At 42.5% G+C, this 22,736-nt stretch carries 19 protein-coding genes; 7 read left to right on the top strand and 12 right to left on the bottom strand.

The genetic code is table 11. The annotated features are described in order from the left end of the window. Positions 1 to 83 precede the first annotated feature (83 nt). From RM556_RS07320 to rpsB, 10 genes are all read right to left on the bottom strand, one after another. Positions 84 to 602: an OmpH family outer membrane protein gene (locus RM556_RS07320; RefSeq protein ID WP_311361516.1), complete on the bottom strand. Its 519-nt coding sequence runs from the start codon at positions 600 to 602 to the stop codon at positions 84 to 86. 107 nt (positions 603 to 709) lie between these two features. Continuing rightward, positions 710 to 3,196, bottom strand: coding sequence for an outer membrane protein assembly factor BamA (gene bamA, locus RM556_RS07315; protein WP_311361515.1), 2,487 nt, complete (start codon positions 3,194 to 3,196; stop codon positions 710 to 712). A 42-nt stretch (positions 3,197 to 3,238) separates the two neighbouring features. Further along, entirely contained in the window at positions 3,239 to 4,591 is a 1,353-nt protein-coding gene (rseP, locus tag RM556_RS07310) for a sigma E protease regulator RseP (protein ID WP_311361514.1), read from the bottom strand. Beyond that, positions 4,591 to 5,772 carry a 1-deoxy-D-xylulose-5-phosphate reductoisomerase gene (ispC, locus tag RM556_RS07305; protein ID WP_311361513.1) on the bottom strand — a complete coding sequence of 394 codons (1,182 nt, stop codon included), beginning with the start codon at positions 5,770 to 5,772 and terminating at the stop codon, positions 4,591 to 4,593. Before ispC ends, rseP begins: the two co-directional genes overlap by 1 nt. Before the next feature lie 51 nt (positions 5,773 to 5,823). Next, entirely contained in the window at positions 5,824 to 6,687 is an 864-nt protein-coding gene (locus RM556_RS07300) for a phosphatidate cytidylyltransferase (protein WP_311361512.1), read from the bottom strand. Continuing rightward, the gene (uppS, locus tag RM556_RS07295; protein ID WP_409220067.1) at positions 6,687 to 7,415 is read right to left on the bottom strand and encodes a polyprenyl diphosphate synthase; all 729 of its coding nucleotides are present in this window, start codon (positions 7,413 to 7,415) and stop codon (positions 6,687 to 6,689) included. Before uppS ends, RM556_RS07300 begins: the two co-directional genes overlap by 1 nt. Before the next feature lie 51 nt (positions 7,416 to 7,466). Next, a complete protein-coding gene (frr, locus tag RM556_RS07290) occupies positions 7,467 to 8,024 on the bottom strand; it encodes a ribosome recycling factor (protein ID WP_311361510.1) in 558 nt (185 codons plus the stop codon). A gap of 10 nt (positions 8,025 to 8,034) precedes the next feature. Next, a complete protein-coding gene (pyrH, locus tag RM556_RS07285) occupies positions 8,035 to 8,778 on the bottom strand; it encodes a UMP kinase (protein WP_311361509.1) in 744 nt (247 codons plus the stop codon). Between the two features lie 239 nt (positions 8,779 to 9,017). Further along, positions 9,018 to 9,890, bottom strand: a complete 873-nt coding sequence (gene tsf / locus RM556_RS07280) for a translation elongation factor Ts (protein ID WP_311361508.1) — start codon at positions 9,888 to 9,890, stop codon at positions 9,018 to 9,020. Between the two features lie 73 nt (positions 9,891 to 9,963). Continuing rightward, a complete protein-coding gene (rpsB, locus tag RM556_RS07275) occupies positions 9,964 to 10,695 on the bottom strand; it encodes a 30S ribosomal protein S2 (protein WP_311361507.1) in 732 nt (243 codons plus the stop codon). Between the two features lie 454 nt (positions 10,696 to 11,149). Between rpsB and map the strand changes: the two genes are divergently transcribed. From map to dapD, 3 genes are all read left to right on the top strand, one after another. Further along, entirely contained in the window at positions 11,150 to 11,941 is a 792-nt protein-coding gene (gene map, locus RM556_RS07270) for a type I methionyl aminopeptidase (protein ID WP_311361506.1), read from the top strand. Between the two features lie 73 nt (positions 11,942 to 12,014). Continuing rightward, positions 12,015 to 14,648, top strand: a complete 2,634-nt coding sequence (glnD, locus tag RM556_RS07265; protein WP_311361505.1) for a [protein-PII] uridylyltransferase — start codon at positions 12,015 to 12,017, stop codon at positions 14,646 to 14,648. After that, positions 14,645 to 15,469 carry a 2,3,4,5-tetrahydropyridine-2,6-dicarboxylate N-succinyltransferase gene (dapD, locus tag RM556_RS07260; protein WP_311361504.1) on the top strand — a complete coding sequence of 275 codons (825 nt, stop codon included), beginning with the start codon at positions 14,645 to 14,647 and terminating at the stop codon, positions 15,467 to 15,469. The genes glnD and dapD overlap by 4 nt, the downstream gene beginning before the upstream one ends. Before the next feature lie 198 nt (positions 15,470 to 15,667). Here the strand turns inward: dapD and RM556_RS07255 are convergent, their stop codons facing one another. Both RM556_RS07255 and truC read right to left on the bottom strand, forming a co-directional pair. Continuing rightward, positions 15,668 to 16,117 carry a flavodoxin domain-containing protein gene (locus RM556_RS07255; protein WP_311361503.1) on the bottom strand — a complete coding sequence of 150 codons (450 nt, stop codon included), beginning with the start codon at positions 16,115 to 16,117 and terminating at the stop codon, positions 15,668 to 15,670. A gap of 150 nt (positions 16,118 to 16,267) precedes the next feature. Continuing rightward, positions 16,268 to 16,978 (bottom strand): tRNA pseudouridine(65) synthase TruC, encoded by a 711-nt coding sequence (gene truC / locus RM556_RS07250; protein WP_311361502.1) that lies wholly within the window; start codon positions 16,976 to 16,978, stop codon positions 16,268 to 16,270. 119 nt (positions 16,979 to 17,097) lie between these two features. On the opposite strand from truC, the gene RM556_RS07245 reads away from it, so the two are divergent. From RM556_RS07245 to RM556_RS07230, 4 genes are all read left to right on the top strand, one after another. Then, on the top strand, positions 17,098 to 18,144 hold the full coding sequence (locus RM556_RS07245; RefSeq protein ID WP_311374290.1) for a DUF3549 family protein: 1,047 nt from the start codon (positions 17,098 to 17,100) through the stop codon (positions 18,142 to 18,144). Continuing rightward, positions 18,144 to 18,449: a DUF3301 domain-containing protein gene (locus RM556_RS07240; protein ID WP_311361500.1), complete on the top strand. Its 306-nt coding sequence runs from the start codon at positions 18,144 to 18,146 to the stop codon at positions 18,447 to 18,449. The genes RM556_RS07245 and RM556_RS07240 overlap by 1 nt, the downstream gene beginning before the upstream one ends. A gap of 190 nt (positions 18,450 to 18,639) precedes the next feature. After that, positions 18,640 to 20,499 (top strand): hypothetical protein, encoded by a 1,860-nt coding sequence (locus RM556_RS07235; protein ID WP_311361499.1) that lies wholly within the window; start codon positions 18,640 to 18,642, stop codon positions 20,497 to 20,499. A 26-nt stretch (positions 20,500 to 20,525) separates the two neighbouring features. Then, on the top strand, positions 20,526 to 22,736 hold a 2,211-nt coding region (locus RM556_RS07230), incomplete at its 3' end, for a hypothetical protein (RefSeq protein WP_311374289.1).

Here is a 22,736-nt window from a genome sequence, read left to right as displayed (position 1 = left end):
ACAAATCAGACCAACACATTGGTTGGCCTGATAGGATGCAGTTTATTCGATTTGGTGAAAAACCAAGCGAATTACAGTCAGTATTACTGAGCTTTGTTAACTTGCTCTAGTACTTGCTCAGAAATATCAAACTCTGGCTTCACGAAAGGAGTCGTTCCGCGGTTAAGAACAACATCATATTCGCCGTCTGCAGCAATTTTATTAACAGCTTGCATTACCAAGCCGAACAATTTTCTTTGCTCTTCTTGTTCGCGACGTTGCATGTCTTGCTGTAATGGACCTGTCTTTTCTTGCAAGGTTTTTTGAAGCGCGATTATTTGATCTTCTAATGCTTTCTTCTCAGCGTCGCTCATCGTTGCGCTTTCGCGTTGAAACTTTTGCAACAAGAAGTTGTATTCTTCAGTTTGGCTATTCACTTCTTGGATCTGGTCTTTAAACTCACCAGTCACAAGTTGAGCTATTTCAGCATATTGAGGAAGTGAACGCACAATACCTTGTACATCAACAACACCGATCTTTTGTTCAGCAGCCTGAGCAGCAGTCGTTAACAATGCAGTGCTTAACATCGCACCAGCGATAAGTGTTTTAGTAAATGTTTTCAATGGAAACTCCTTAAGTCTGTTCCGTTTTCTTGCTGAACGTCTTAGCGCTCAGTTCTTATAATAGGGTTAAAATTTTGTTGTTAATATAATACTACTTTCAAAGCGCTTTAGAAAGTTGAGCCTATGTTGAAAGTAAAGAATTTAGGGTTGTCACCGTCTCGTGAATTAATTTCTTTCGAGAAACTAAACACTAACGGCCCCATCGGTGAAATCCATTGTACAGATAAACCTGCTGAACTTCTAAACTGCGTCCAATCGCTATAGTCACCCAGGGCTAGCGGTTGGCCTTCACCTGTGCGAGCAGTGAACTCTAAATCTTTATACAAATCGTAATCAAATTCAGTATCCCACACGTTACCTATATCAAAGAAAAATGATGTTCGTACTGAACTATCAAATTCAGTCTCGATGAACGGCGTCGGTACAATTAACTCTAAGCCACCGATTGCCATTGCGTTACCACCTAAACTGCGCGATGAAACAATAATGTTATCTTGGTCTGGGCCACCGAAAATAGGTGTACCTGAGGGAGTTTGACCAATAACGCTAGTGAACCTTTGTACACCACGCGGACCAACAGTATTGTCTTCAAAACCACGCAAGGTATCTGCACCACCGGCTGTGAAGTTTTCTGTAAACGGAAGAATTTGTTCTGTACCGTTTTTATCACCATAACCATTACCGTAGCCTAAACGAAGTCTTGCTAGTAATGACCAACGTTGATTTCGGCTAAGTGGAAAATAAAACTTGGTATCGGCGATTAGTTTGAAGTAGTTTACGTCTGAATTAGGCGTTGTAACGCTGATAGATGCTCTTTGAGAAGAACCATCAGTCGGGAACAAACCTCTATTCAAAGTAGAACGAGTCCAACTAGCAGAGGCCAAGAAGCTCTCGTACTTTATTGCCGAGTCTGGGTCATCAATACTTCTGAATTGGTCATAGAAGCGAGAAGTCTGTTCAAAACTCGTATTATCACTTGATAACTCGACGTTTGCGTAAGTTAGACCGAAACTGATTCGGTTTACTTCGTTAATAGGATAGCCAATATTAGCACCAATCTGATAACGCGTACTGTCGTACTGAACAACACCAAAGTCACCACCATCAAACTTACTGTAACCAAGTGAACCACCTAGACTAATACCGTCAATGGTGAAGTATGGGTCTGTGTAGCTTAGCTGAGCTGATTGTTGGTAAGAAACCGTATTTAAGTTAAGCGCGATACGTTTACCTGTACCCAAGAAGTTGTCTTGCTGAATACCAGCTTGTAGGCTCAATTTCGTGTTGTCACCGTAACCAATACCCGCTTGGAATGAACCTGATGCTTGTTCTTTTACTTTGAAGTCAACATCCACTTTATCGTCTTCACCTGGTACACGCGTTGTTTCAAATTCAACCGTTTCCATGTACGTAAGACGCGACAAAGATGCTTTCGAGCTCTCTAACAAAGGATCAGACAACCATGTTCCTTCCAACTGGCTTACGTTCTGACGTAATACTTCGTCAGACGTAATCACGTTACCTTCGAAGTTAATTCTGCGCACATAGATGCGCTTACCTGGGTCGACAGATAAGGCCAACTTTACTGTTTTGTCTTCGTCGTTAATGTCTGGAATTGTTGTTACTGTAGGGTAAGCGTATCCAAAGCGGCCCAGATACTTGCTAATGAACTCTTCTGTATAAGTCACCGTTGCTTGGTTGTATAGTTCACCGGTACGCAGCGGTAATACTTGACTTAGGAAGTTTTCGAAGCCGAGCAGGTCACCCACTAACTCCACTTCTGATACAGTATATTGCTCACCCTCGTTCACATTCATACCAATGTAAATACCATCTTTTTCAGGCGTCATCGATACCTGAGTTGAAGTGACTGCGAATCGCAAGTAACCGCGGTCTTTGTAGTAGCTAGTGAGATTTTCTAAATCACCCGCTAAGGTTTGTTGCTGATAACGTGTTTCAGACGTGAAGTCCCACCAAGGTGTATCAAACTTGAGTTCCATGATGTTGAATAATTCTTCATCATTAAAGATTTCATTACCAACGATATTGATTTGTTTAATTTTGGCGGCATCGCCTTCTTCGAACAATAACTTCAAATCAACACGATTACGTGGCAATGGAGTCACAATTGCCGACACGTCAGCATTGTATTTACCAATACTATAGAAGAAGTCTTTCAAACCGTTTTCAATCGAGGTAAGCACGGTTCTGTCAAGCGGCTCACCAATACGGATATTTGAACCTTCAAGGCTATCAGTCAATTGCTCGTCTTTAATATCGTCATTACCTTCGAATACAATATTACTGATAGTAGGTCGTTCAGCGACACGAACGATTAACACACCACCGTCACGCAGAATTTCGACTTTTTCAAAGTGAGTAGATGAATATAGTGAGCGAATTAATTGACTAACTCGGAAAGCGTTTAGCTCGTCACCGACTTGCACCGGTAGGTAAGTTAACGCTGCACCTAATGCAACACGTTGCAAACCTTCTACACGAATATCTTCAACAACAAATTCGGATTTACTTTGTGCAAATGATAAGGACGTAAATGCCATTAGGGCGACTAAAACTAACTGTTTACACTTCATTAACTGATATTCTTCCAAAACACGTTTTTTATAAAACTATTATTATGTAATGCGATTGATGTCGTTGAAAATGGCAGTAACCATTAGCAAGATTAACAACACGCCGCCTATCCTAAAACCTATTTCCTGAACTGACTCTGGGACAGGCTTGCCGGTAATCCATTCCACTGTAAAATACATTAAATGCCCGCCGTCGAGCATGGGTAATGGTAACAAATTTATAATGCCTAGATTAACACTGATCAGGGCTAAAAACCCTAAAAAAGCAATAATTCCATAACTTGCACTGATTCCAGCGCCCTGTGCAATAGAAATCGGGCCACTCAAATTTTTAACCGCAACATCTCCGGTCACAAATTTGCCTAACATTTGCACAGTTAAGGTCATTAAACGCCAAGTTTCTTTACTTCCATTGACTAAAGCCTCAAAAGGTCCAGATTGATAATTGAAGTAATGCGTCTCTGGGTAAGTCTCTTGACTTGGATAAATCCCTATAGACCCCGTTTTACCGTCTGGCGTATCACGTTCACCCAACACTAAATCAACGGTTCTAAGCTCTCCGTCTCGCAAGAACTCAACCGTCACTGCTTGATTAGCTTTCGCCGCAACGTAGTCCTGTATTTGTCCCCAATCTTCAATAAGAGTTCCATTTAGTTTCATTATTTCATCATTTTGTTGCAATCCCGCTTTCTGTGCGGGGCTATCAGGCACTAAATCTGAAATAACTTTCAACAACTTTGGACGGTAGACTTCAAAGCCGATGGACTCAAAAATGGATTGTTGGTCTGGATCATAATCCCAATTTGGCATTTTCATCTGATAACTGGCTGTTTTGCCCGTCGGTTTGATGACAGTGAAGGGAATGATGTCATCGCCAATATGCGACATCAGCTCAATATTAACTGACTTCCATGTGAGCGTCTCTTGCCCATCAATTTCGATAAAACGGTCGCCCTCTTCGGCACCTGTCGCCGCAATATAAGAATTAGCTTTTATCTCTCCAATGAAAGGTTTTGGTGTGTCTTGCCCAATCATAAACACCAACATGCTGATTAAAATTGCGAATAAAAAGTTAATGCCCGGCCCTGCGGCTACAATCGCAAAACGTTTCCAAACCGCTTGATGATCGAAGGATACAGCTCTGTCTTCTTCGCTAACGTCGTCAACACGACCGTCTAACATGCGCACGTAGCCACCTAACGGAATTGCCGCAATGACAAACTCCATGCCAGTGGATGTCACTTTTTTATAAATTGGCTTACCGAAACCGATGGAAAAACGCAGCACTTTTACACCGCACTTTCGGGCCACAATAAAGTGTCCCCATTCATGCACGGCAACTAACAAGCCTAGCGCAACAATAAACGCGCCTAAATTTCGAATAATTTCAAACACTACAAAAGTTTTCCTAAGATTGTATTGGCTATTCGTCTAGCCAAGCTATCATGTTCTATGACTTGAGCAATAGAGTCGAGTTCAATATATTCAAGCTGTTGCAGAGTTTCTTGGTTAATTCTAGCGATATCTAAGAAAGAAATCTTAGCATCTAAAAAGGCCTGCACTGCGACTTCATTTGCTGCGTTCAATACCGTCGTTGATGACTGACCTTGTTTACACGCGTCAATCGCTAAGTACAAATTAGGGTAACGTTGCTTTTCAGGCTTTGTGAAACTGAAATCGGCTAAGCTTGCAAAGTCTAGCGGCTCAACGCCAGACTCGATTCTTTCTGGAAAACTCAAACCGTAAGCGATCGGTGTGCGCATATCTGGGTTACCCAACTGTGCAATAACAGAACCATCAACATACTGCACCATGGAATGAATGGTGCTTTGTGGATGGATAACCACCTCGATATCACTTTCCTTCAAACCAAATAGCCACTTGGCCTCTATAAACTCCAATCCCTTATTCATCATTGATGCTGAATCAACTGAGATTTTGCGTCCCATTGTCCAATTTGGGTGAGCGCAGGCCTGATCAGGAGTGATGGACTCAAAAGTATCTAAATCTTTGGTTCTAAAAGGGCCGCCTGAGCCAGTTAACAATATTTTGGATATACCACTACGTTGTAGTTCTGCATATTCAAAATTAGCAGGTAAGCATTGGAAAATAGCATTATGCTCGCTATCAATCGGCAGTAGCTCAGCTTTATGCTCGCGCACTGCATTCATAAATAGTTCACCGGACATGACCAATGACTCTTTATTCGCTAACAACACACGTTTACCAGCTTTAACCGCTGCTAATGTTGGAAGTAAGCCTGCTGCACCTACGATAGCGGACATCACGGTATCAACTTCTGGCGCTGAGCTGACTTGCTCGAGTGCCTTGGCTCCAACTAAAATTTCAGAATGACAATTCGCCTCTGACATGAGGTCTTTTAATGCGGCATAGCTGCTTTCATTTGAAATAACAATATATCTAGCAGAACACGCGACTGCGGATGTCACTAGCAAGGGTAAATTGGCGTGTCCACTGATAGCGAACACACGAAAATCATGGGGATGTCTGGCGATCACATCCAGTGTATTTTGACCGATGGAACCAGTCGCACCAAGGACGGTAATAGTTTTCACAATAGCGACTCAGTACCTAATCCGTGTTTGATAGAAAAGCATGTACACAACCTAGGCCATCCAAACGACATAACAAAACGCGAATACTGGGAACGCTGCTGTAAGGCTATCAATGCGGTCCATGATACCACCATGACCAGGTAAGAGCTTGCCACTGTCTTTAATGCCAGCACAACGTTTAAACATACTTTCGTTTAAGTCCCCTAATGCAGAAACAGCTACGGTAATAACACCAATAACGATATGCAAGCCAATGCGTGAAGCTTCAAACTGATAGTGCAAGGCAGCAAATGCGATAATCGCTAAAGAAGCCATTACACCGCCAAGCAGGCCTTCAATACTTTTACCAGGGGAAACGTTAGGGCGTAATTTATGTTTACCAAATTTGACCCCTACGAAGAATGCACCGATGTCGGCAGCCCAAACAATACCAAGCACATAGAAAATGAGTGAAGCACCATAAAATGGATCGACTTCGTATAAATTCGTTCTGAGACTGATAACCGCTACCCATGTTGGGATGAGGGTAAGAATACCAAATGCTGCTCGGATGGGCACATTCTCTGTCCATGCTGAGCTATACTTTGGGTAAGTTAAAATCATACCTAAAGACACCGCCCACCAAACAGCAGCAATGCCCAATATAAACTTGTAAATACCGTTAAGTTCGCCTTGGTACCAGACTTGTTGGCCGTCGACAGCGAAAATGAGAATCGCGCAAATGAGCAGAATAAGGGTCATGAAAGTGGCTTTGGCAACTCTGCCATTGATGCCTGACATATTCGCCCATTCATAAGCGCCAAGTGCTACCACACCTGCAATGACTACTTTAAAGTGCTCCACTGGCAAAAATAGTATTGCGCAAATGGCTAAAGGGGCAAGTATGAGTGCAGTTATTATTCTTTGTTTTAACATTAACCCTGACCTTGATTTGCAGGGCTTACCTGCTCTCCAGTTTGTCCAAAGCGTCTTTGTCTCTGACAAAAATCAAAAACAGCTTCTTCAAACTTGCTTTCATTGAAATCGGGCCAAAGTGTCTCACAAAAATAGAACTCTGCATATGCGCATTGCCACAATAAGAAGTTGCTAACCCGATGGTCACCACCGGTACGGATCATCAAATCTAGAGGAGGAAGATCTGACATGCAGGTATACTGATGAAAGCGTTCCTCATCAATATCTTCAATATTGACCTTGCTTTCAGCGATATCCTCAGCCAACATCTTGGCAGCATTAACGATATCCCAACGACCACCATAGTTAGCGGCGATATTCAGGGTTAGGGATGAATTATTCTCTGTGAGAGTTTCTGCTTTACGGATTTTAGTGACTAGTTTTTCATCAAAGGCTGATAAATCACCGACCACTCTCAAGCGAATATTATTCTTATTCAGCTTTTTAACTTCACTCGATAATACGAGATTGAAAAGCTGCATCAGTATTTTCACTTCGTCTTTCGGACGCTTCCAGTTTTCGCTACTGAAGGCAAACAACGTGAGTGCTTTGATGCCATGTTTACGAGCATAGCGAACAGAACTGCGTACCGCTTCTACGCCCGCCTTATGGCCAAAAGTGCGCAACTTTCCTTGTTGTTGAGCCCAACGACCGTTGCCATCCATAATAATCGCAACGTGTTGAGGCATTGCATCTTCGGGGATAGAAGATGCATGCGAGGCACTATCAGAACTCAAATTTTATACTTCCATTAGTTCTTTTTCTTTATCCGCTAAGATACTGTCAATTTTCTTAATAAAATCGTTAGTAAGCGTCTGAATGTTTTCTTCAGAAGCGCGGCTTTGGTCTTCACTGATTTCTTTTTCTTTCAACAGCTCTTTGATGTCACTGTTTGCATCACGACGCACATTTCGAACAGAGACTCGACCCTGTTCTGCTTCGCCTCGAACCACTTTGATGAGGTCTTTTCGACGCTCTTCAGTTAGCGGTGGCATTGGGATGCGAATCGTTGTGCCAGCGCTCATTGGGTTCAGGCCCAAATCAGATTGCATAATTGCTTTTTCAACAGCTTGGATAATGCTTTTATCGAAGACTGAAAGCGCGAGCGTTCTATTGTCTTCTGCAACGACGTTAGCAACCTGCTTCAAAGGGGTATTAGAACCGTAGTATGGCACCATAATATTGTCGAGTAGACTCGGGTGAGCACGACCAGTTCTAATTTTGCTTAGTTGGCCTTTCAAAGCAACAATGCTTTTTTCCATGCGTTGACTTGCGTCTAATTCAATTTCATCGATCACGACAGAATCCTTATTTTTCTATTTTTTCTGGATGACAAATAATTGTACCTTCATCCTCGCCTAAAACAACTCGCTTCAAACAACCCGGCTTATTCATATTGAACACACGAATTGGAATGTTGTGGTCACGTGCAAGTGTAAATGCGGAAAGGTCCATTACTTTTAATTCTTTTTCTAGCACTTCTTGATAACTAATGCGTTTCAAAAGCACTGCATCTGGGTTTTTAACTGGGTCTTCGCTGAAAACGCCATCAACTTTTGTTGCTTTAAGTACCGCATCAGCTTCAATTTCAATACCGCGTAAACAAGCCGCTGAATCGGTAGTGAAGAAAGGGTTGCCCGTACCTGCTGAGAATATCACAACTCGGCCGGATTTGAGAAAACTAATGGCGTCTGCCCAGTTGTATGGGTCACAAACACCATTTAATGGAATAGCAGACATCAATCGAGCATTAACGAACGCTCTATGTAGTGCATCACGCATAGCCAAACCATTCATCACAGTAGCAAGCATACCCATGTGATCACCAACAACGCGGTTCATACCGGCTTTTGCAAGTCCTTCACCACGAAACAAGTTACCACCGCCGATCACAAGGCCAACTTCCACACCAAGCTCTACTAGTTCTTTAATTTCAAGAGCCATACGGTCAAGCACTTTGGCGTCAATACCAAAATTCTCTTCGCCCATTAGGGCCTCACCGCTTAGTTTTAACAATATGCGTCGATACGCGGACTTTGGTGTAATACTCATTGTTTATCCTTTCAGTGTGACGTAATCAAAATGTGGCATTTTACAACTCTAAAGCACTCACGGCCTGCTGCCTTTGAGCCTTTGAGCCTTTGAGCCTTTGAGCCTTTTTAATAATGCTTTGAGGGAAGAACACTAAAAGCATTATTAAAAACAAACTCATTTGTTCATAAAAAAGCACCTCAATTGAGGTGCTTCGTAGTTTATCCGAGAATCGGTGATTGCAAAAGCAATCGAAGCACTTATTTCTTAGCTGCTTCCATTTGCGCAGCAACTTCTGCAGCAAAATCTTCTTCTTTCTTCTCGATACCTTCACCCACTTCAAAACGGATGAAGTTAATAACGTCTGCGCCTTTAGATTTCAAAAGAGCTTCAACGCTTTGTGAAGGATCTTTGATGAAAGGCTGACCTGTTAGGCTGATTTCGCCAGTGAATTTCTTCATGCGGCCAGAAACCATTTTCTCAGCGATGTCAGCTGGCTTACCAGACTGAACAGCGATGTCGAGTTGAATTTCTTTTTCTTTCTCAACAACTTCAGCAGGAACATCAGTTGGCTTAACAAACTGAGGGCTTGCCGCTGCAACGTGCATAGCAATGTCTTTTGCTAGCTCTTCGTCACCACCTTCCAAAATTGCGATGACACCGATGCGACCACCGTGTACGTAGGCACCAAGATTTGAGCCTTCAACATTCACAACACGACGAGCACTGATGTTTTCACCAATTTTAGCAACTAGGTTGTCACGAACAGTCGCTACTGTAGAACCCTCTAACTCAGCCGCATTTAGTGCGTCCATGTCATTAATGTTATTTGCTGCTGCTACGTCAATTAATTTGTTACCAAAAGCAAGGAAACCTTCGTCACGTGCAACGAAATCAGTTTCACAGTTAACTTCCATCATAGTAGCTTTGCCACCTTCGACTTTAGTTAAGATAACGCCTTCAGCTGCAATACGACCTGCTTTTTTAGCCGCTTTTGCTTGACCTGATTTGCGCATATTTTCAATCGCTAGCTCGATATCACCATCGGTTTCAACCAATGCTTTTTTGCAATCTAGCATGCCAGCGCCAGTGCGCTCGCGTAATTCTTTAACCAGTGCTGCAGTCACTGCCATTTTCTTGTCCTCAAAAATATAAATATTTAGAAAAGGGGGCAATCGCCCCCTTTGATTTGCTAAGTTTTATTACTTACTCTGCGGCTTCTACGAAGTCGTCTTTTTCAGCTGCAACAGCAACGTCTTGATTACGACCTTCATTGATCGCATCAGCAGCGGCAGTTGTGTAAAGCTGAACTGCACGGATAGCATCATCATTACCAGGAATGATGTAATCTACGCCGTCAGGGTTTGAGTTAGTATCAACTACACCCACAACTGGAATACCCAAGTTGCGAGCTTCAGTTACAGCAATGTGCTCATGATCAGCATCAATAACAAAGATCACGTCTGGAAGACCGCCCATGTTTTTGATACCACCTAAGCTACCTTCTAGCTTAGTCATTTCGCGCTGAAGCATAAGAACTTCTTTCTTAGTTAGCTTGTCGAAAGTACCGTCAGATGCTTGAGCTTCTAAATCTTTAAGACGCTTGATTGATTGACGAACTGTTTTCCAGTTAGTCAACATTCCGCCCAACCAACGCTTGTTTACGTAGAATTGACCAGATTTTTCAGCAGCTTCTTTTACCGCTTCGCTTGCTGCACGCTTAGTACCAACAAACAAAACTTTACCTTTCTTATTAGAAACGCTTGAAAGATAGTTCAAGGCTTCATTAAATAAAGGAACAGTTTTTTCTAAGTTGATGATGTGAACTCTGTTACGAGCACCAAAAATGAATTGAGCCATTTTTGGGTTCCAGTAGCGAGTTTGGTGACCGAAGTGTACGCCAGCTTGTAGCATGTCACGCATTGATACGTTTGCCATTATATATTTTCCTATTTAGGGGTTAGGCCTCCATATACCCCTTTTCTCGATCCAAAGCCTTGAATAATCAATGCTTTAGACACCCCGAGAGCAGTGTCGGTATATGTGTGTTTTAAGTTAATTTATACTGTATTACAGAGACACGTTTTTCAACATTCTCAAACAGCGCGCGCTTTATACCATTTTACCGCTATCCAATCAACTTTTTCGAACAGAAAACTCCTATATCTCACCCATCCATGGGACGCTTGGCAATCGGCATCCTGCCGATTGATAGCCCATTGATAACCCAACATCCCAAAAGCACTAACAGCCTACAGCCTTTACCTAAATAAAAGACGCTTCAAGCCCATCCACAGTGAAAATTTATTAGATATATAAAAGTGGGCATAGTGTCGAAACTTCTATCTTGGTATACTTGTGCGCGTAGCGGAATTCATAAACGAGGTTTGTCTTGGCTGGAACAATTAAAACACCAGAAGAAATGGAAAAAATGCGTGTCGCGGGTAAGCTCGCTTCAGAGGTCCTGATGATGATAGGACAGCATGTAAAGAAAGGAGTCACCACAGGTGAACTGGATAAGATCTGTCACGATTATATCGTGAATGAGCAGAAAGCTATCCCTGCGCCTTTGAACTATGGTAATCCCCCGTTTCCAAAATCCATATGTACATCGGTTAATCACGTGATTTGTCACGGCATTCCTGGTGATAAGAAGCTAAAAGATGGCGACATTGTCAATATTGATGTGACCGTTATTAAAGATGGTTATCATGGCGACACATCGAAAATGTTTGTCGTTGGCAAACCATCTATCCTTGCTGAACGCTTAATTAAAGTGACACAAGAGTGTCTGTACAACGCAATTAAAATTGTTAAACCTGGTATTCGTCTAGGTGACATCGGTCATGCTTGTCAGGTACACGCTGAATCACATAATTATTCAATCGTGCGTGAGTATTGCGGTCACGGTATCGGTGCCGTTTTCCACGAAGATCCACAGATTGTTCACTATGGTAAACCAGGTACTGGCGATGTAATCGAGGCAGGCATGTGTTTTACTATAGAGCCGATGGTAAATGCGGGAAAACGTCATTCAAAAATACTGCCTGATAACTGGACAGTAGTAACCAAAGATAGAAGCTTAAGTGCACAATGGGAGCATACCCTACTGGTTACTGAAACAGGCGTTGAAATCCTGACTTTACGAGAAGAAGAAAATATACCAAGAGTGATTAATCACTAAGCAATACTGGACACCTAACATTGCACTGACGACAGAATCAGTACTGGAAAATTGGAATAAATAAGGAGTCCTCGTGCCTATACAAGCACAAATTGCTGATTTGCAGAAAATCACCGATGTTAACGATATCGGTGCGTTCAAAGCTGCGGTACAAAAGAATTATGAGTGGTTAGAGGCATCATTTAACGAAGCTTTGGTAGACCACTTGGTTGTTGCGCGCGCTGATTTTACCGATGCGCTTCTTTGTCATGCTTGGCAATTGTTAGGCTTGAACAAAGAAAGTAAGCTGGCTTTGTGTGCTGTCGGTGGCTATGGTCGTGGGCAACTACAGCCATATTCAGATATCGATTTACTGATCCTCAGTGAGAAACAAATCAGTAAACCGGTAGAAGAAAAAATCGGGTCGTTTATCACCCTGCTCTGGGATATCAAACTAGAGATTGGTCAATCCGTTCGTACCGTAAAAGAAACAGTTCAGTTGGCCAAATCTGACATTACCATTGCGACCAATCTCGTCGAAGCAAGAATCTTATGCGGTTGTGATGCGACATTCACACAGCTTATCGACAAAGTGAATACCCAAAAAGTATGGTCGAGTAAGGATTTCTTCCTCGCCAAGCTAGAAGAGCAACAAACCAGACATCGTAAGTTCAACGACACATCTTATAATCTCGAACCCAATATCAAAGAGAATCCTGGGTGTTTACGAGATATCCAATCGATTGGCTGGGTAGCGAAAAAGCACTTTCAAGAATACGATGGGATGACCCTAATCGGACATGGCTATTTCACAGAAATCGAGCATGCTGAGCTTATCGAGTGTCGGTCTCACCTTTGGAAAATTCGTTTTGCCTTGCACTTAATAGCAGGCCGAAGCGAAAACAGGCTTTTGTTCGACTATCAGACCGATATCGCTCAATTGCTCGGTTATGGCGAAGGTAAGTCATCAGTAGAACAAATGATGAAGGCCTTCTTTAGGATCGTGAGGCGGGTTTCTGAGCTCAATAGCATGCTTCTCTTGCGTTTCAAGGACGATGTTCTGGGTCAAAAAACTAAAAATGAAATTCAACTGAATGACAAGTTTGCGCTCAAAGATGGCTTAATTTCTCCTATACACGCAGATACCTTCTTCAAACCTGCAGATATTCTCGACTTCCTAAATCTCTTTTGTCATCACGACAATATTGAAGGACTAGATGCTGACTGTATCAGACAAGTTCGCAACGCACGTCGTAAATTCCAAGACCAGTATTATCATGAGATACATGAGTGCAGAGAGCGCTTCGTTAATCTGATGAAACAACCGTCGTTTTTTGGCCTCGGTTGGGACACCATGTATAAGTACGGTATTTTACAATCGTATCTACCGGAGTGGGACAAAATTGTTGGTATGATGCAATTCGACTTGTTCCATGCCTACACAGTTGATGAACACACCCACCGACTGGTAAAGCACGTTTGTCGATACTTCGTGAGCGAAAAGGCCTTCCCCCGGTGCCATCGTATCGTCAAGAACCTTGATAAGCCTGAAATCATTTTTATTGCTGCTATCTTTCACGATATCGCAAAAGGCAGAGGCGGTGATCATTCGACCTTAGGCGCGGTAGACGTAATGAGGTTTTGTGAGCAGCATGATATACCCAAAGACGATGCCCAGATTATTGCATGGTTGGTCGAAAACCACCTATTAATGTCGGTTGTTGCGCAGCGACGAGATATTTATGATCCCGATGTGATCAACCAATTCGCTACAACAGTGAAAAGCCATGATCAATTAAATCTGCTTTACGCACTCACCTTAGCTGACATTAGAGCAACAAATGACAACCTGTGGAACGATTGGAAAGCGTCACTACTAAGGGAGCTATATTTGCTCACTCAACAAGCGTTCGACAATGGTCTAGAGTGTCAAATCACCCTAGATCAGCGGATTGCAGCGCATAAAACTGCAGCAGCAACTATCCTACAATCTAAGGGTATAGATGAGGAAAAAGCAGCAGTTTTTTGGGACCAAATGAAGAAAGACTATTTCGCTCGTTTCAAGCCAAATCAAATTGCGTGGCACACAGAAACGATCGTGGGAGCGGGCTCTCTTGCGCCTGAGGAGATTATTGTTAGTGCCAGTAATAAGACCTCAAAAGCAGGTACTGAGTTACTGATATACTGTAGCGACCGCCCTGCACTATTCGCACAAATTGCTTCTGTATTAGACAGCAGAAATTGCTCTATCCACGACGCTCAAATAGCAGTCACTGATAAGGGCAATGTGTTCGACAGTATGATCATATTGGATCAAGACGCCCAGCGCATTAGCTCTGAGTCTCACGTAAACAATTTAGTTGATGCAGTACGCTCGCAGTTGATGAAGCCGGGACGCTCTCACGCCAACAAGCGTAAGATGTCTCGCCAAATGAAGCAATTAGATGTAAAAACGAAAGTACGCTTTTATTCTTCCACCGAAGACGCCACTTTGGTAGAGCTTGAAGCATTAGATGCGCCAGGCTTATTAGCCAAAATTGGCCACTTATTTGTTGACCTCAACTTAACCTTGAAACTCGCAAAAATCACGACCATAGGTGAACGAGCGGAAGATGTTTTTATCGTTTCAAATGAGGAAGGCAAAGCGCTAAGCCAAGACCAAGAAATTATTCTTAAAAAACAATTAACTTTAAAATTAGACCAACCAGAAGTGAATCCAGCAATATGAACAAACTACAAACAATTATCGAAAACGCATTTGATACTCGCGATAGCTTTACAGCAGAAACTGTCAGCGCTGAAGTTAGACAAGCAGTAACTGATAGCGTTGAACTACTCAACTCTGGTGAAGCACGTGTTGCTGAAAAAGTAGATGGAAAATGGCAAGTAAACGACTGGTTGAAGAAAGCAGTATTGTTGTACTTTAAACTGCATGACAACGTGCTAGTAGAAGGTGCAGAAACTAATTATTACGACAAAGTACCGCTTAAATTTACTGACTACACAGCAGCGAGATTTGCGAAAGAAGGCATGCGCGTCGTTCCACCAGCGGCGGTTCGCACCGGATCTTATATTGGTCGCAACGTTGTCGTCATGCCATCATACGTAAACATTGGTGCCTACGTGGATGACGGTACAATGGTAGACACGTGGGTAACAGTCGGCTCGTGCGCACAAATAGGTAAGAACGTGCATTTATCAGGTGGTGTTGGCATCGGCGGCGTACTTGAACCCCTTCAAGCTAACCCAACGATTATAGAAGATAACTGCTTCATCGGTGCACGCTCTGAAATTGTAGAAGGTGTTGTGGTTGAAGAAGGCGCTGTCATTTCTATGGGTGTTTACATCAGTCAAAGTACTCGTATCTACGATAGAGAAACCGGTGAAATCACTTATGGACGTGTGCCTGCAGGTGCAGTTGTTGTGTCAGGTAGTTTACCAAGCAAATGTGGTACACACAGCCTTTACGCAGCAATCATCGTGAAACGAGTTGATGCTAAAACTAGAGCGAAAGTGGGTATCAACGACATTTTGCGCGGCGCTGAATAACTAACTAAAAAGGGGTCAGAGTTAATTTCTTTCCTCTCTTCTAGATCTAAACAGGCCCTCACTAATATAAACACGCTTTACGGCATCCTGCCCGCTCCCAAACGGCATCCATGCCGTTTGAAGGTTTATATTAGTGAGGGCCTGCTCAGATCAAGAGAGGAAAGAAATTAACTCTGACCCCTTTTTTGCTATGTCTGCTTAGTCCGCTAGTTTAGACGCTAAACCTTCGAGCCATGGCACAACATCGTCTTCTGCAGCTAAGGTTTCAATGGCGTCTACTTCCAACATGTCGGCGACGGGTTTGCCTTGAAGCTCCAATAAGAGTTCTTGGAATTGACGACCACCGCCACAAAAACTATCGCCATAACTACTATCACCAAGCGCGGCAACAGCGAATGGTTTGTTATTCATCAGAGGGAACTCTGTACGCAAATCGCTATAAAACATCTCTAAGTTTGGAGGAACATCACCTTGTCCTGTAGTAGAAGTGATTACAACAACAGCATCAGCATCTGCAAAATCGGATGTTTCCGGATCCGAGAACACTTCAGCCTCAATCCCTTTTCCTTCAAACATGCTAAGTGCTTCTTCAGCCACATGTTGTGCATTACCATAAACTGAACCAGCAAAAATGCTTATCCTGCGCATACTTCAACTCTCCTCGACTTTATTCGTGTTTTTTTCAATTACAGACCTCAATATCGGGATTATTACTCTTCCGACCAAGGCATTGCAAAGTTATAAGGGATAATGGGGACAAATTGTTCAAATTCATCATTTATTTTAGTGAATGTTTGTTTACGGCTTAAAACGGTTAACTAGCGCTTGCATACTATCTTCAAACTCCGTTGCCACTAACATTGGCCTATTCTCGATAGGATGCAAAAAGGCCAATTTAGTCGCGCACAATGCTAGGTTTGAAAACTGAAGATGCTCGCGAGCAAATCTATTTTGCTTACCGTCACCATGTGTTGTGTCGCCAATAATGGGGTGCCGGATGTGGGCCATGTGGCGTCTTAGTTGATGTTTTCTTCCCGTTTTTGGTGTCAGCTTCACCAAAGAAAACCGAGCTTGCTCATAGCGTCCGACGGGTTCATTTACTGTCAGCTCAGCAAGTTTCACCATATCCGTCACCGCTTCTTGAGCAGGTTTATCCTTCTTTGCTTGTTTATCAGCGATTTTATCTAGCTTTTCTTTCAGAGCGTAATCAATATGCACCGTCTCTGGTGCAAATCCTCTAACGACGGCATGATATTCCTTTTCAATCGTATGCGCTTCGAACTGTTTAGCCAATTGAGTGGCAACTTCAGATGATAGCGCGAACAACAAAACGCCTGACGTAGGTTTGTCCAGCCGATGCACTGGGTATACATATTGCCCTATTTGATCCCGCAATAACTTCATCAAGAATACTGTTTCGTGACGGTCAATCATACTCTTGTGTACCAGCATATTAGCTGGCTTATGCACAACGACAATATGTTCATCTTGGAATAAAATGTTCAGCAAAAGTGTCTGTTTCCGTAATTGATTTTTATTTACCTTTCATACATTGGTACAAGCTAGATATCTTGATACAATGCGCGCGCTGAAAGTATGCTATCCGCCCATTTTAAAGTAGATGAACTATGACTGCACAGACAATTAACACCATAAGTGAATTTTTACTTCAAGCAGGTACAGAGTATCGCGTTTATGATATGGGTCGTGGCATCGAAAAATTAGATAACCAAACCTTTGTCGACCTTGAAAATAATTTGATGCCCGTGCCTTGTCCTCGCGCTGGTCAGGCTTGGTTTGGCGTGGTTTTCTGGAACAAGCAACTAAGCCATGAACAATACATATGGTTTGTGAAGATTCCAATCGACGAACGTTCATTATTATCACAAGCTGCGCGCAATCAGTTTTTAGAAGCTGTTGTCACCGCCTTAGGAAATAACCTAGAAAGGACCAAGGAAACAGGTGCCCAACTTCCTGATAACCCATATATTTTTACGCCATCACAACAACAACTCGCAGATTTTAATGCGCTAATCCGTAAAGAACTTTTACTATCTGCTCGTTTAGGCCTAAGTAAAGCTGTCGCCTACCTAAAAGCGCCCTCAGTTTTGCCGTGGGAAGAGCTTGCCTTGCAAGATATTGCAGACTTAGCAGTGCATATTGAACGCAAAGATATTGAACAAGCCCTACATAATAATTTAGATAAACTACCTTTCCAGGTCCTTACTGCACTTTGCAGTAGTTTTGAGAATATTCGCATTGATGCAGCATTGACTGACAGGCTCATTCAACTATTTGAGAATGCGGAGTTTGCTGAAATACAACACATGGTGCTACGAGGTCTAAAAAACAGTATTGCAAGGGATCTTGTCAAACAGTTCTTACATGAACTGATCGCCCAAGGCGAACCTGATGTGGAATGCTTAGTGATAATTGCTGGGCGACACTTTAGGCAACTCTCAGATGACAGCCTGTTAGTCGATTATTTAGTAAAGGTTATTGAAAGCGATCCTGCCCTTCAGTTATTCAGAGGGATATATACGGATTTAGTGCAGGTTCCCGAAACACGCTTTGCCTTGCTTAGCCTTATGCGTAGAAATGATCTACCAGAACCATTAGCGCAAGCCATAGCCACGCTATATGAAAACGCGAGTATGCTGAAGAGTGCAAGTTAATGACCTTAAGCTCCTTAGTTATCTTGCTCAGTATTTCTTGGATAGCCTTCCAGTTTTGGCGCTTACGAGGTATGGCTGAGTTCAGTATGGCTCATGCAAAACGTTACTGTGACCAACATGACCTTCAGTTCCTATCATTAGCGAGGCGTTCTACACGCATTTCAACATTCAGAGGGAAGCTAGACTGGAAAGTCGTTTATCAACTGGAATTCAGTAGTAATCATGAAGACGCGTACATCGGTACGATGACCAGTTTTGGAAACCGAGTAATCGAAATGAACCTACCTGTTTATAAGATTGATTAAGACTCGATTTACACATCACTTCAACGCAATACATTCAACGATACAAAAACATAATTTCAAGAAAAACCTTTAATTTCCTATAGCTTACAACAAAAGTGCAAATTTTTGCGACGTTTGTACAATATTTTTTATCGCTGTATCAGGTAGTGTAGGAGAATGATTTCAGTAAATTTCAGCTAAGGAAAAATCAATGAAATTCAATCGCCTACTTGTCACTGCCTGTGTCACAATCGCTCTTTCTGCCTGCCAAACGACTGACAACACAAGTTCTGCGTTTTTGAGTGATGAGTACTCTCAAAAGTCCTCTCAACAAATAACGTTTACCAAAAACCTCAGTGAGTATATCGCTAATCAAAACGTAGATTCAGTTACCCGGCAGATTACAGCCAAAGGCGTGAACTATCTCGAGCGCGGCGATTACACTAAAGCGTCCGAGTATTTTAACTCAGCGCTCCGTTTGGATTTGACAAATTCGTACGTTCAATTCATGAATGCAATTACCTATCATTTACAAGCCATTCAGGGAGATGCGGAGAAATTTGAGCTAGCCGAGCAGGGTTACAATATGGCCTTAAGATTTGATGAGTCAAATTGGTTGGCAAAGTATTACCTGGGGTTATCACAATTAGATAAGCGCAATTTCAAGCAAGCGCAGAAGCACTTAATGGAAGCGGCAATGATGAACAATGCCGATCCTGAAATACTATATGACTTGGCCAGAAGTGCGTACTATGCGCAAGACCCTGTTATTGCGCATAGTGCAATTGAAAAATTAATCAAGGAATTCCCCGAAGAAGCGAATACTCCACGAACGTTGCGCGCAGCAGCCATCACTAACGCAGCATTGGGCCAGGACAAAACCGCGCAGGTTTATTTGTCTGATTATCGCAAGTACTCCAGTGATATTCATGCAAGTCAGCTAAGCAACAGGTTATCTTCATGGGACCAGGTTTACACTGCGCAATCCTCTGACTATCGAGGTTCTGGTCTCACCAAAGTTGCTCAACAAGATACGCTTATACCTGGAGCATCACCTAGCCGTAAGGCAAAAATGAATGAAAACAATGAAGGCTTTGATAGTGACATGGTTGTTGTGGATGTTGTTATTATACGTACACAAGAGGATGTCAGCACAACCAAAGGTTTTAACATATTATCTGGACTGCAACTTCAGTTTGGTGACCCTCTTTCCAACACACCAGGGTTTGCTTACGACAGGCTCAAAACGTTTGGTGATTCAGGTTCCGACTCAAGCGCAATTACGCAGCTAATTTCTATGCCAAGTGTGAATTATTCATTGAATATATTTAACACCTTAGCTGGTCGCAATGAAATATTAGCTCGCCCTTCTCTAGTGGCTCTACAAGGAAAAACTTCGGAGTTCTTTTCAGGTGTAGATGTTGTAGCAGCAGCCGTATCTGGAGGAGATGGCTCAGCCGTTTCAATCAGTAAAGAAATTGGTGTGAAGCTAGCAGTAAAGCCCGAGTTCTTAGAGGGTGATAGAGTCCGTTTAGAAGTTGAAGCGGAACGTACCTTCTTAACTACACCCAGTAGCTCAGTAGTTTTTGAATTTAGGTTAGACACATCGAAAACGACAGTGAATGCCAATGTTGTAATGAAATTTGGGGAAACCTTGGTGCTCAGTGGATTATCAGAAGAGGAAAGTGAAGAATCAAGAGATAGCGTGCCTTTCCTTGGCGATATTCCCGGCCTTCAATACTTCTTTGCCAAACAAGGTACGAGAGAATTTAGAAAATCAGTCATCATTCTACTCACACCTAGAAGAACCCACTATGTTAATAGAGATGAAGGCGACATATTAGCTGCGCAGGCCCAGTTGAGTGACTTTGAGCAAACAGTGCGGGCATATGAAAATCGTTTCCAAAACTACTTTATGCCCAGGTCTACTATCTCAGATGTCTTAACCATGGCCAATAAAAACCGCTTATTTACCGACTTTAAAACAGGCGATTTTGAACTGGAAAGTTGGCACCGCAGAGATACGCACAGCGACAGATTGAAGCACGCCTTAGACTTTTTATTTTATTAGAATAACAGTACAGAAGTAGTCCAATTATGTTGTTTTCTGTTCGCTCATTACATCTACTAGCCTGCATTAGCATGCTATGTTGGATTAGCAGTGCTCAATCCCAAAGCTTAAATGTGAACGTTGAATGGCGAAACGCCAATGTCGAGGCTAAGGTCATTGCGAGTAATGAACTTGGCGATCTTTTTTATATCGATCTAGAAGACCAGCTTGTAAAACTTTCACATTTTGATTTACAAAAATCAATCATGCCCGGCGAGTATATTGATGTTCATGTCGACAACCAAAACCGTATTTGGGCCGTTAAGAAAACAGGAGAATTAGGCTACTTTATGTCTCAATCATGGACAAAAGTAGCGGATGGCGCGAACACAGTTTATTCCGGAAGTGACGGTAACGTAGTTGTTACTACAAACCAATCTACTGTGGCGATAAGTAGAAATGATGGAAGTACGTGGGAAAACTTAGGTGAGCAAGCGAGAGCCGCAATAATAAGACCCAATGGCGATGTATGGTCAGTTTCAACGTCAGGAGTGCTTAGCCAATATATTGATGGGGCGTGGTATGGCTTGGCAGAAAATGCACTAAATATAGGCCTCTCATCAGATGGACTGGTTCAACTTATTGATAATAACGGTAGAGTATCAAACTGGTCCCCTGACTCAGCAGCATGGCTGCCAGTTTCTGATCTTACCGATATAAGAGCAATTGTTTATTCAAATGGGAACTCCGCTTGGAAACTCACTAGCGGTAATGCTGTTTTCGGAAGGAATATTAGCGGTTTAGCTGAAGATGTATCTATCAGCGAGGGGGGCGACGGTGATGGAAGCACAGATCCCGCTGAGATTGTAGATGAAACCAACATTCAATTTTTACCGTCGGTTGGCACAGCTCAAGACATTACTGTCGGAAGCGATGGTTCTATCTATATACTGAATGGCGATGAAAGCGTAGCAAGGTGGTCCAATTTACAAAATAATTTTTACGCTTTAGGGCGCCAATTTTCAGATATAGCTGCTTTGCCAAATGGTGAATTGATTGGCATTAATGAGTTCAAGCAGTTTGTTGTATCGTCCTTCGGTGAATGGCAATCGCTAACGAGCATTGGTAACTTAGAAAGCGTTAGCGCTAACAATAATAGCGGACTCGGCGTAAGTACAAGCAGCAAGCAATTGTACTACTTTAATAGTGCTTCAAGTACTCCACAAATACTCGCTGGCTCAGGTAGTCACCTTCAAATTTCTCATGATCAACAGCAATACTGGTATTTATCAAATAGTCAGCTTATTCAATGCAACTTCGACGGTAATTGTAATGCAATAGCACCAAATATTGTTGACTTTGCTTATGGCCCCGGTGGCAGTTTATTTATTGTAGACTCTGCTGGCATGCTAAAGCGACGTGCGAGTCAATCGAGTACGTTTCAAATTATAAGAACTGAAAACACGAGAAGAGTAGCGCTTGGTCCCAATGACCAACCTTGGATTATCGATGAAAATAACCAAGTATTACCAAGCACATTTTTTCAGAGAGATGAAAGTCAAGACCAAGTCCCAAATGACCAAAACCCGGGCTTAGAATTACTGGTTTCGAGCACCGAATTAGCGCTAACTAGAACGATAGGTTCTGATACTTGCGATTTTTTCTTTGGTGAAATCGACATTAGTCTATTGAACGGAAACGAGTTGGCTATAGATTCAGTGAACCTAAGTACTGAGTTAAACGAACTGGTCGCAGTGGATGTTCTCAATGGAGAAAACTCTGCAAAGAAAACAATTCGATTGAGAGGTAATTGCTTACAAGCGAGTGTTGGTGATATTAGTGGTAAGCTGACCTTTATAGCAAAGAATGTTAGCTCTGGCGAAATAGAAGAAGTCAATATAGCACTGTCACTTCAAACCAATATTATTCCATTAATCATCAATGCTATTCCAGAACAAGTCATTTTAAATCATCAGCTTGTAGTTGATTCCTGTCCTTCAACAGCGAGTACTGTACTTGTTTCGACTAACACCGGTTTCCCGTTTACCATCAATAATATAAGCATCGACGATACACTTGTCGGGCTCCTGGATATTAGTATTGAAAACTCTCAAAGCGGTAATCAACAAACCTTATCTATCGCCTTTAACTGTTCAGAACTTAGTGTAGGAAACAAATTAGGGGAAATAAGCCTAATAGTAAACGATGAGGTTACAACACTCACCAGTGAGCTTGTTATTCCCATTACCCTCACCGTC

The sequence above is a fragment of the Alteromonas sp. W364 genome, from assembly GCF_031846205.1.
Taxonomy (GTDB): domain Bacteria; phylum Pseudomonadota; class Gammaproteobacteria; order Enterobacterales; family Alteromonadaceae; genus Glaciecola; species Glaciecola blandensis.
This window is presented reverse-complemented; position numbering and strand designations above follow the sequence as displayed.

Coding starts and splice junctions, on each gene's coding strand:
- bamA (WP_311361515.1), bottom strand. CDS start 3,196: ATGAAGTGTAAACAGTTAGTTTTAGTCGCCCTAATGGCATTTACGTCC.
- RM556_RS07300 (WP_311361512.1), bottom strand. CDS start 6,687: ATGTTAAAACAAAGAATAATAACTGCACTCATACTTGCCCCTTTAGCC.
- uppS (WP_409220067.1), bottom strand. CDS start 7,415: ATGCCTCAACACGTTGCGATTATTATGGATGGCAACGGTCGTTGGGCT.
- pyrH (WP_311361509.1), bottom strand. CDS start 8,778: ATGAGTATTACACCAAAGTCCGCGTATCGACGCATATTGTTAAAACTA.
- tsf (WP_311361508.1), bottom strand. CDS start 9,890: ATGGCAGTGACTGCAGCACTGGTTAAAGAATTACGCGAGCGCACTGGC.
- rpsB (WP_311361507.1), bottom strand. CDS start 10,695: ATGGCAAACGTATCAATGCGTGACATGCTACAAGCTGGCGTACACTTC.
- dapD (WP_311361504.1), top strand. CDS start 14,645: ATGAACAAACTACAAACAATTATCGAAAACGCATTTGATACTCGCGAT.
- RM556_RS07255 (WP_311361503.1), bottom strand. CDS start 16,117: ATGCGCAGGATAAGCATTTTTGCTGGTTCAGTTTATGGTAATGCACAA.
- RM556_RS07245 (WP_311374290.1), top strand. CDS start 17,098: ATGACTGCACAGACAATTAACACCATAAGTGAATTTTTACTTCAAGCA.
- RM556_RS07240 (WP_311361500.1), top strand. CDS start 18,144: ATGACCTTAAGCTCCTTAGTTATCTTGCTCAGTATTTCTTGGATAGCC.
- RM556_RS07235 (WP_311361499.1), top strand. CDS start 18,640: ATGAAATTCAATCGCCTACTTGTCACTGCCTGTGTCACAATCGCTCTT.